The sequence below is a fragment of the Candidatus Symbiothrix dinenymphae genome, from assembly GCF_001431085.1.
On record NZ_BBRU01000096.1, the window covers coordinates 1 to 656 of the forward strand.

General features: G+C 34.9%; 1 protein-coding gene. It reads left to right on the top strand.

What is annotated here, in order from left to right; genetic code table 11:
* Window positions 1-155: 155 nt before the first annotated feature.
* Window positions 156-656, top strand: a 501-nt coding sequence (locus ASC50_RS01485; RefSeq protein WP_162491119.1) for a glycosyltransferase family protein, incomplete at its 3' end; no start/stop codon positions are given.

Below are 656 nucleotides of genomic sequence, written 5' to 3' on the forward strand. Positions count from 1 at the left end.
GCAATTCGTTTCAGACTTACTTTGCCAAAGCCGCTCAGGAATTGAGCGAAGAATACCACATTCCGTTTATTTCGGACATTAGAGACATTTTCGAACAATTTCCAAATAATGAATACACCAGCAAATTATTGATTAAATCCAGTAAAATCAATGAGTTGATTGCAAAAAAAAATCAAAATCGACTTATTCGGCAGCGAAACAAAGTTTTGCAACAAGCCAACGCGGTTATTACAGTTTCCGACTGGCATAAGCAATTTTTACAAAAATTCAATCCAAACGTTACTCTAATTTTCAACGGATTTGACCCGGAACTGTTTGATTACAAAGAAATTAAAACGGAACAATTTCGAATTACCTACGCCGGTAGAATAGAAAGCCTTGCGGTAAAAAATCCCACTTTACTTTTTCAGGCTATTAAACGCTTATCTATCAATAATTTAATTGACAAAAAGACAGTTAGATTAGATTTTTATTTGATTAATGAAAGTTCAAAACAAATTATTCAATCGCTTGCCAATGAGCATGATATAAATGATTTTGTGTCTGTTTTTGGTACAATCCAAAATTCAGAAGTACCGGATATTTTGAACAAAAGCTCCGTTTTGCTCGCCTTGGCGAACAAAACCACCGACGAGCATTCTCCCAAAGGGATTCGT